Here is a 10,555-nt window from a genome sequence, read left to right on the forward strand (position 1 = left end):
GTATTGTAGGAGAACGTATTATCAATCAACTTTTAGCTAATCCTAATTGCAAAATTGTCAGTGCGTTTGATGWGAATGCACAACGATTACAAGAAATGAAAAGTAAATACGAGTTGCCAATAGCAAATTCCATTGAAGAATTATTTGAGACGAAACCACACTGGGTGTATATAGGTACACCTCCTAATAGTCATGCCTCACTTGCTTTACAAGCAGCTGAAAAAGGCTGTTTGGTGTTATCTGAAAAGCCTCTCGCTCACGATGTGGAAAGTGGGAAATTAATGGTTGAAAGTGCTAAACAAGCAAATGTCTTAACGGCGATGCATTTTCCTCTTATGTATAGTCCGGCAATTCAAACGTTAATGAATGAAGTTGAAGACAATACACTTGGAGAAATACTTCGCGTTGAACTTCAAACATATTTCCCGCATTGGCCAAGAAAATGGCAACAGAATCCATGGATTGGTTCTCGTGCTCAAGGTGGGTTTATAAGAGAAGTATTTCCACATTATCTTCAAATCATGTATCGACTTTTTGGGGAATTTACATTTTCAGCACATCATACAAAATATCCTGAAGATCAAAGTTTATCTGAAACAGGAACTTCTGCATTCGGTCAAACTCACAGTGGAATTCATATTCTAATCAATGGCTTAAGCGGAGTAGGACAGGAAGAACTTTTGGAATTCAAAGTGTTTGGAACAAAGAAAGTGATGACAATTAGAAATTGGTCAGAACTATGGGGAAGCGAAAAGGATGAGCCGGAGAAAAAAGTCGAAATCAATAAAACAACCAAATCTTTGTGGGATGCTTGTCATGATGCGAGAAGTGGAAAAGAAGCTTCGCTTGTGTCCTTTGAAGAAGGGTTAATCGTGCAGCGTTGGATTGATGAATTATTGACTTAAGTAAATTCCTTTTAGGTAAGTGGAATACATATGTAGACACCTTTTTTGAAGGTGTCTTTTTTGCGTGCAATCACACTACACGTTACAATAAAGTGATAGATGACGGGAGTGATAGAATGAATTTCACAGTGCAGGACGTTGACCATATGATTCAATCTCAACATGATTTTTACTATACAGGCGCCACAAAATCAGCAGCATTTCGAAAGCAGCAATTAACTAAACTGAAGCAGGCTATACAACTTCATGAACAAGAAATCGTACGGGCACTTTATGATGATTTACATAAAAGTGAATTTGAAGCATATGCCACAGAAGTAGGGTTTGTATTAGATAGTATCGGATATATGTTGAAGAATCTAGAGGAATGGATGAAACCGGAAGCAGTTAAAACGGCTCTTCATTTACAACCAGCAAAAAGTTTCATTATTCGTGAACCTTATGGCTCTGTCTTGATTATTGGTCCATTCAACTACCCATTTCAACTGGTCATGGAACCACTGATTGGTGCGATGATTGGAGGGAATTGTGCTATCGTCAAACCTTCGGAATCGGCTGCTCATACGGCCATCGTTATCAAGAAAATCATTGAATCAACATTTCCACCAGAATATATTCGTGTGGTTGAGGGTGAACGGGATGAGACATCCATTCTTATTCATGCACCGTTCGATAAAATTTTCTTCACCGGAAGTGTTCAAGTCGGAAAAATCGTCATGAAAGCTGCAGCTGAAAGATTGACTCCTGTGACGTTAGAACTTGGCGGAAAAAGTCCTGCAATCATTGATCATACCGCAAATTTAGAAGTCGCTGCGAAGCGTATCGTCTGGGGTAAATTCGTCAATGCCGGACAAACTTGTGTGGCTCCTGATTATTTACTGGTGAATCACAAAGTAAAAGATCAATTTATTGAGTTATTAAGGAAAACAATAAAAGACTTTTACGGGAAAGACCTACAAAAGAGTCCGGATTATGGCCGTATTATTAATCAAAAACAGTTCGATCGATTAAAACAGTTAATCAGACATGAAGGTGCCCACATTGTCTCCGGTGGAAATATGGATGAAAGTGACTTATATATTGAACCAACCATTCTAGACGGGGTTTCGTGGAATAGCCCTTCTATGGAAGATGAGATTTTTGGACCAATTTTACCAATCATGACTTATGATCGATTGGAAAGTGCAATAAGACAAATTAGAAAGTTACCAAAACCATTGTCTGCTTATTTATTTTCTGAAAATGAAAATGCCATTCAGTACTTTTTGGATGAACTGCCTTTCGGTGGAGGGTGTATCAATGATACAGTGACCCATGTAGGGAGTGCTCATTTGCCGTTTGGCGGTGTGGGGTCATCCGGTCTGAACGCTTATCATGGGAAATATAGTTTCGAAGCATTTACTCATGCCAAATCAATATTGAAAAAGAGTACCAAGTTTCCAGTGAATATTGTATTTCCACCATATAAAAACAAAGTGAAACTTGTGAAGACTCTTCTTAAATAGATGGTTATGTTAACATTTATTAAGATTAGAGGGAATCAGCTCCCTTTCCGCGGATGAACTAGCAAGCCTCCTCGGGCCAACAGGAGGTTGGTCACGAAGGCGTTGCCACACGAGGTGGCGTTCTTAGCCTTCGTTCCTTGAACAGTACAGTTTTACAAAGCTAAGAAAAAAATATACTAATACTAAAAAATCAGCGACCTTCATTTTAATTGGAAGTCGCTGATTTTTCTGCTTTATTATAAGGGAGTAAGATTGATACGGTAGTGCCTTTATTGAGTTGGCTATTAATAGTAATTTTCCCGGCATGCTCCTGAATGATTTTTTCGGAAATCATCATTCCAAGTCCAGTACCTGTGGTTTTCGTCGTGAAGAAGGGTTCAAATATTTGATTCACAACTTCCGGCGTCATACCAGCACCATTATCACGAATATGAATACTGACAAATCCATCTGTCTCCAAATCTGTAGAGATTTCTAGGGAGCCTTCATTGRTCAGTGCTTCAATTGCATTTTTAACAATATTGATTATTACCTGTTTAATTTGATTCTGCTCACCAATAACAATTGCATTTTGGGCATTCCAAGATTCTTTCAGTAATATACTTCTTAAATTAAGCTCTGGACTAAATAGAAGCACGACATCTTGAATGATTCTTTCAATATGAAATTCTTTTGCCTTTGTGACATGAGGTTTTGCGAGAATTAAAAACTCACTGATGATTAAGTTGATTCGCTCAAGTTCTGAAGCTATTAACTTTGTATAAGTTTGATAGGGGTGTTGATCATCTGTATTCATCATTTGAATGAAACCTGAAATCACAGTCATTGGATTACGGATTTCATGCGCAACTCCAGCAGCAATTTCTCCTGCCAGTTTCAGCTTTTCAGTCTGGACAATCAGTTTTTCTGCTTCTTTACGATAAGAAATATCCCGTGTAATAACGGACATTGCTACTATATCCCCACTTTTGTTGTAAATGGGACTTAACGTCAATTGCGCATCAAAGAAAGTGCCATTTTTTTTCATATCTTTTGTTTCGAAAGAGTAAAAACTTTCTCCTTTTAAAACTTTTTCGATTCTTTCGTTTGCTGCTGCCACATTCTCAGGTGGTACAAGTGGAATGTGGTTGCCGATACATTCCTCTCGACTCCAGCCATAGAGCAGCTCAAAAGCTGGATTCAGTGCAATAATGCGGGCATCTAAATCAAATACTGCAATGCCATCCTTGGCATTCTCAAAAAACATATGTAAATAGCCTTCCCTGGAATCTAGGGCTCTTTCCAGTGTCGATTGCTGTTCTTCCATTCGATGCCATGTGTTGCGCATAAAGAGTGAATGGACAACAGCTGTCAAACTTATTAAAATCAAAAACAATAGGACAACATATAGATTACCGAATTCAATGGTGCTTTCAAAATTTATATAGTTTTTTTGGAAAAGATAAATGACTTCCAGTGCAGTAATTGGTAAAAGAATTAAACTTGATATGATTGAATGGTATAATGAAGCGATGAATAGTGGATATACAAAAAGTAAAATATGTATGTAATAAGGTGTATCAATAATTAGATATAAAATATATCCATTCATTCCGCCCAGTATCAGGGTTTGCATCACATAATTATTTATGTTCATTCTCCGAAGAATATATAACAGGATACAATATAGGATAGCGAAAAGTGGGATGGAAACTGGATTTTGGTAATGGATAAACAGACTTGATAATGTATGTAAAAGTAATCCAACTGCAAATAAATTTATGAACAATCGATTGCGTTTTGTCAGGAGCATAGATTTGTCCATTTTTCACCTCGTTAATAAGTAGTTATTCCTATATCATACATGATTTAGCGGTGTGCGAACATGCTGAATTTTGATATGATATTTATCATACAGGGGGTTAATCATGTCAAGTGTGTTTAAAGAGAAAGAAACAGTTCAATTACTTAAAAAACTTGTAGAGATTCCAAGTCCTTCGGGATATACGAAAGAAATCATGAATTTTATGGCTTCGCTTTTAGATAACATGCACGTATCATACCACCGATCAAACAAAGGGGCATTAATTGCCACGATTGAGGGAAAAGATAATTCTAAACATAGATTGTTAACAGCACATACAGATACGCTCGGTGCGATGGTAAAAGAAATCAAAGGTAGTGGACGACTTAAACTATCGATGATTGGTGGATTTAATTGGAATGCGGTAGAAGGCGAATATTGTCACATACATACAGCCTCTGGTAAAAAAGTCCGCGGAACGATTTTGATGCATCAAACGACTGTTCATGTCTATAAGAATGCCGGTTCTGCAGAACGCAATGTTGAAAATATCGAAGTACGTATAGACGAGAAAGTGACGAATGCAGAGGAAACAAAAGCACTTGGAATAGAAGTGGGTGACTTTGTATCATTTGATCCTAGATTTGAGCAAGTAGAATCAGGCTTTATAAAATCACGTCACTTGGACGATAAGGCTAGTACAGCTTTATTATTACAATTGATTGCTTCCATTAAAGAAAATGATTTGAAACTTCCGTATACCACTCATTTCTACATTTCGAACAATGAAGAGATTGGCTATGGTGGTAATTCGAATATTCCTGACGAAGTAGTGGAGTATATCGCTGTCGACATGGGTGCAATTGGTGATGGGCAAACATCCGATGAATACACGGTCTCCATTTGTGCGAAGGATTCTTCAGGTCCCTACTATTACGAACTTACACGACATTTGGTTGAATTGGCTAAACAGCAAGGCATTGAATATAAGCTGGATATTTACCCGTATTATGGTTCTGACGCCTCGGCTGCAATTCGCGCTGGATTCGACGTCAAACATGCCTTATTCGGACCAGGTATTGAAGCGTCACATGCATACGAACGGACACATATTGATTCATTGAAACACACTTCAGCACTGCTAGAAGCATATGTGCTCTCTCCAATGGAGACAGAATAGGAGGAAAGCAAATGCAGTCAATTGACTTAATCAGCTGCTTGCCGGTTAAAGAAATTCACGGATCACTTCCAGCCGAAGTGTTTGATATAGCGGTTGATTCACGTAGTGTTCAACCAGAAAGTATTTTTATCTGTATTAAGGGATATACCGTAGATGGCCATGAATATGCCATGCAAGCAATTGAAAGTGGAGCAAAAATAATTGTTTCAGAAAAACAACTGGAATTGGACTATTCCCGAGTCGCCTGTGTAGTCGTTGACGATACAACGCGAGCGGTCGCGTTACTGGCCTCCAAGTTTTATGGATACCCATCCAAAGATTTAACAATGATTGGTGTAACCGGTACAAATGGTAAAACAAGTGTAAGTGGCATCATTCAAAATATGCTTCAAGGACTTGCTGTGAAATCTGCCTTGACTGGTACAATCGGTTTTAATTTAAATGGAGTTTTGTATGATTCTGCGAATACGACGAGTGACGCATTAAGCACACAATTAATGATTCAACGTGCGAAAAGCGAAGGCTGTCAGACAATGATTATGGAAGTCTCTTCTCACGGATTGGTACTAGGGCGTCTAACTGGTGTAGATTTTGATATTGCCATCTTTACAAATTTAACGCACGATCATCTGGATTTCCATGGAACAATGGAACAATATGGACAAGCAAAAGGTCTATTGTTCTCACAATTGGGTCAAGATTTACAACGTACAAAACATGCAATTGTTAATGGAGATGATCCCTGGTCTAACCGATTGAAAGAAATGACGGGTTATCCTGTATGGTCATATGCGATTCATTCGGATGCACATTTCCAGGGGCGTAATATTCTGTTGCAATCAAATTGTACAAAATTTGAGATGAAGACGCCTGAAGGGATTTTTCCTGTACGTATGAATCTTCTTGGCGAGTTCAATGTATATAATGCATTGGCTTCAACAACGGCTTTGTATACACAAGGATATACAATTCCACAAATCATTGAACAACTTGAAAAAATTCCGCCAGTTAAAGGACGAATGGAAAAGTTGGATAGTGAGTTGCCCATATCCATCTTTATTGATTATGCTCATACACCGGACGCGATTGAAAAAGCGATTTCATCAGTCCTACCGTATCGAACAAATCGTCTCATCTTCTTAGTCGGAACGGGTGGTAATAGAGATCGATCAAAACGTCCTGCAATGGCTCAGATGGCTTCGGTCGCTGATTATGTGATTTTAACGACGGACGATCCACGCGACGAGCCATACGAATCAATTCTTACTGACCTGGAAAAAGGAATGTTGCATAAGAATTATGCGTGTATTGGTAACCGTGAAGCGGCTGTAAAGCATGCAATCGAGATTGCTGAGCCAGGTGATATTATCATTTTTGCAGGTAAAGGACATGAAGATTATCAAATCATTGGACGTACTAAGTTCCCGCATAGCGATGGAGATATAGCATTGGCTGCTGGTAAATTGAAATTCCAGGATTCTCCCTCTCGTTCTTGAAATAGCAGAAGTTTACACTGAAGCGAGAAATCGGGCTGGAGCTTAGTGCTGGAAATCGTAACAAAGAACCGATCACATTTGCCGATCGGTTCTTTCGACTTTTTGTTCACTTGTAATTTTTTGAAAAACTCCATATGATGATAAAGGAAAAAAAGAAGGAGAATACCTAATAATGACTAATCAAGTTCAAGACCAAATACAAGCAAGAAGAACATTCGCGATTATTTCCCATCCCGATGCCGGTAAAACAACAATGACAGAAAAATTGCTGTTTTTTGGTGGAGCCATTCGTGATGCAGGGACGGTAAAGGCTAAAAAAACCGGTAAGTTCGCTACATCGGACTGGATGGAAATCGAAAAGCAACGTGGGATTTCTGTAACTTCTTCAGTTATGCAATTCGATTACGACAATTGCCGTATCAATATTCTAGATACACCAGGTCACCAAGATTTCAGTGAGGACACATACCGTACATTAATGGCGGTAGATAGCGCGGTGATGATTGTTGATGCTGCAAAAGGAATTGAAGCTCAGACGATAAAATTATTTAAAGTTTGTCGCTTACGTGGGATTCCTATTTTTACGTTCAWCAATAAATTGGATCGCCAAGGTAAAGAGCCTCTGGAACTAATGGAAGAACTCGAAGAAGTGCTGGGAATTGAGTCGTATGCAATGAACTGGCCAATTGGTATGGGGAAAGAATTTTTAGGGATTTATGACCGTTTCAATAATCGTATTGAACAGTTCCGTACCGATGAGAAGGAACGCTTTTTGCCATTAGACGAAGATGGTGGATTAGCTGTCGATCATTCAATGAAACAAACTTCTTATTACAAACAAGCTTTAGATGATATTTTGTTGTTAAATGAAGCGGGTAATGACTTTGACCTTGAGAAATTAAAAAATGGAAAAATGACACCTGTATTCTTTGGCAGTGCCTTAACGAATTTTGGTGTCCAAACATTCTTGGAAACTTACTTACAATTTGCGCCGACTCCACAACCTCGAAAAACTGATGCTGAAGAAGTGATAAATCCAGTAACAGAGGAATTCTCAGGGTTTATCTTTAAAATTCAAGCCAATATGAATCCTGCTCACCGTGACCGTATTGCATTTGTGCGTATCGTATCGGGTAAATTTGAACGTGGTATGACTGTGACTTTATCCCGTACTGGTAAAACGTTTAAACTGACTCAATCGACTCAGTTTTTAGCGGACGATCGTGAAACAGTGGACTACGCAGTTGCAGGAGATATTATCGGTTTGCATGATACCGGCAGTTATCAAATTGGGGATACCATTGTTGGTGGTAAAAAGTCATTTAATTATGAGAGACTTCCACAATTCACACCAGAATTATTTGTTCGTGTTACAGCCAAAAACGTAATGAAATCAAAGCATTTCCACAAAGGCATCATGCAATTGGTGCAAGAAGGTGCCATTCAATATTATAAAACGCTTCATACGGAAGACGTCATTTTAGGAGCGGTAGGTCAGCTTCAATTTGAAGTGTTTGAACACCGAATGAAAAATGAGTACAACGTAGAGGTTCGAATGGAACCTATCGGTAATAAAATTGCCCGTTGGATTGAGAACGAAACTGAAGTTCAGGAATCTATGTCAAGTCCTCGAAGCATGCTCGTTCGTGATCGTTATGATCGATATGTGTTCTTATTTGAAAATGATTTTGCAATGCGCTGGTTCCAAGATAAAAACGAAAATATCGAGCTATATAGTTTGTTATAAGGAGAAAACCTGTCTTTTGACAGGTTTTTTATTTTGTTGGCTATGTAAATTTTTTATGGTGTTTTATATGCTCACTTTCCGCGGACCATGGACAATTTGGTTCTAATCTTTGCGACGATTAGCCGCAGGAGTATCGCAAATTCCCTTACAATCAACAACATTACATGACAGAGACTATAGAAAAAATATGTTATCGTTTACAACCGATAATTAAGGACGCAGCTAACACCATTTATTAGTGAATTAATATAGAAATATTGTCAATCACGTTTCCGAATAAAGTTTTACACGATTCACGTTTGAAGTAAGTGGGCGTAACGAATATGATAGAGAGAGAAGTTTTTGCAGGAGAGGAAATTATGAAATGAAAATCAGCGATTTTTCGATAAAACGTCCCGTYTTTACAACAGTCATTATGTTTTTGGTTATTATCTTAGGTTTAGTATCGTACTTCAAAATACCAGTTACGTTAATTCCTGAATTGAACCCTCCTATTGGTGTGGTAGTTACAAGTTATCCAGGGGCGAGCCCGACAGAAGTCAGTGAAAAAGTGACAAAGCCACTTGAATCAAGTTTGTCAACTTTACCGGGGATAAAAACATTGCAATCTACTTCGCAAGAAGGCGTCAATATTATTGTATTGCAATTTGATTGGTCAACCAATATTGATGATATACAAAACGATATCATGCAGCGTATCGATCAAACTCCAGTACCTGACGATTCTCAAAAACCTCGCTTTTTGAAATTTGACCCAGCACAGTTTCCTATCATTCAGTTATCACTTCGTGCTCCTGAAAATGAGGGAGACGTCCGAATCATCGCAGAACAACTGGAAAAAGAACTGCGACGTACAGACGGCGTAGCGAGTGTCAATGTTTCAGGGGCGTTAGTTGAAGAAGTACAAATTTTATTGGATCAACAAAAGCTTGAAGCTAAAGGACTAGCGCAATCTGACATCGTGCAGTTGATTCAAGCAAATAATGTTTCGTTTCCTGGTGATCCAATCGAAACACAAGATGGAAAGCAACTGACTACACGTATTGTCAGTACACTGACAAATGTCGAAGATATAAAGAATTTAGTGGTGACTGTCAATCCTATGGACGGTAAGAACATAACCGTTGCAGACGTAGCAACGGTTGAGTTGGCAGAACAAGAAACCTCAACTGAAACTCGTGCGAATGATGAACCCGCGGTTTTGATGTCAGTACTGCAAGAATCTGGAGCCAATACAGCAGATGTTTCAACCTCGTTAAAAGAATCTTTAGATGAACTTTTAAAGAAGGATGAGTATAAAGGGGTAGAAGCGGATATTTTGTTTGACCAAGGTGATTATGTGAAGTTAGCCATCGGAAACATTGGTTCTTCGCTCATATTTGGTGGACTCTTCGCCATGCTTGTACTTTTTGTTTTTTTACGCGGAATAAAGAGTCCAATTATCATTGGAATTGCTATTCCGTATTCAGTCATCGTAACGTTCGTGCTAATGTATTTTGCTGATTTTGCTCTAAATATCATGACGTTGGGTGCACYTGCACTTGGTATTGGGATGTTGGTAGATAATGCAATAGTGGTCATCGAAAACATCGAACGTCATCTCGGTATGGGGAAAGACTCTAAAACTGCTGCTTCTGAGGGAACAAAGGAAGTGGCAGGGGCAATTATAGCATCAACTTTAACAACTGTTGCTGTGTTCGTTCCTGTTATCTTTATCACAGGTTTAATTGGCCAAATTTTCACTGAGTTTGCCTTAACCATTTCCTTTAGTTTAATTGCTTCTTTGGTAGTGGCACTTACCGTCATTCCGATGCTTGCAAGTAGAATGATGAAAAAACCTAGAGGCGACTTCGAAGCAAAACGTCGACGTTCAAAATCATATAATAATTTTGAACGCTCGGTTAAATGGGCTCTAGGACATCGATTAATGGTATTGATT

The 10,555-nt window shown here is 38.6% G+C and carries 7 protein-coding genes; 6 read left to right on the plus strand and 1 reads right to left on the minus strand.

Going from position 1 to position 10,555, the window contains the following annotated elements:
- The first annotated feature begins 2 nt into the window (after nucleotides 1-2).
- Together AC1DSB_RS08165 and AC1DSB_RS08170 are read left to right on the plus strand one after the other, a co-directional pair.
- The gene (locus tag AC1DSB_RS08165) at nucleotides 3-905 is read left to right on the plus strand and encodes a Gfo/Idh/MocA family protein (protein ID WP_477586387.1); all 903 of its coding nucleotides are present in this window, start codon (nucleotides 3-5) and stop codon (nucleotides 903-905) included.
- 116 nt (nucleotides 906-1,021) lie between these two features.
- The gene (locus AC1DSB_RS08170; RefSeq protein ID WP_016427893.1) at nucleotides 1,022-2,410 is read left to right on the plus strand and encodes an aldehyde dehydrogenase; all 1,389 of its coding nucleotides are present in this window, start codon (nucleotides 1,022-1,024) and stop codon (nucleotides 2,408-2,410) included.
- A gap of 205 nt (nucleotides 2,411-2,615) precedes the next feature.
- Here the strand turns inward: AC1DSB_RS08170 and AC1DSB_RS08175 are convergent, their stop codons facing one another.
- Entirely contained in the window at nucleotides 2,616-4,214 is a 1,599-nt protein-coding gene (locus AC1DSB_RS08175) for an ATP-binding protein (protein WP_477586389.1), read from the minus strand.
- 103 nt (nucleotides 4,215-4,317) lie between these two features.
- On the opposite strand from AC1DSB_RS08175, the gene AC1DSB_RS08180 reads away from it, so the two are divergent.
- The 4 genes from AC1DSB_RS08180 to AC1DSB_RS08195 all read left to right on the plus strand — a co-directional run.
- Nucleotides 4,318-5,373 (plus strand): M42 family metallopeptidase, encoded by a 1,056-nt coding sequence (locus AC1DSB_RS08180; RefSeq protein WP_477531836.1) that lies wholly within the window; start codon nucleotides 4,318-4,320, stop codon nucleotides 5,371-5,373.
- 11 nt (nucleotides 5,374-5,384) lie between these two features.
- Complete coding sequence (locus AC1DSB_RS08185; protein ID WP_477531835.1) at nucleotides 5,385-6,869, plus strand: UDP-N-acetylmuramoyl-L-alanyl-D-glutamate--2,6-diaminopimelate ligase; 1,485 nt, start codon at nucleotides 5,385-5,387, stop codon at nucleotides 6,867-6,869.
- A gap of 172 nt (nucleotides 6,870-7,041) precedes the next feature.
- Nucleotides 7,042-8,616 carry a peptide chain release factor 3 gene (locus tag AC1DSB_RS08190; protein ID WP_477586391.1) on the plus strand — a complete coding sequence of 525 codons (1,575 nt, stop codon included), beginning with the start codon at nucleotides 7,042-7,044 and terminating at the stop codon, nucleotides 8,614-8,616.
- 364 nt (nucleotides 8,617-8,980) lie between these two features.
- Nucleotides 8,981-10,555: efflux RND transporter permease subunit (locus AC1DSB_RS08195; protein WP_477586393.1), on the plus strand; the 1,575-nt coding region annotated here is incomplete at its 3' end.

It is taken from the genome of Paenisporosarcina sp. P4_E4_2 (assembly GCF_056401595.1).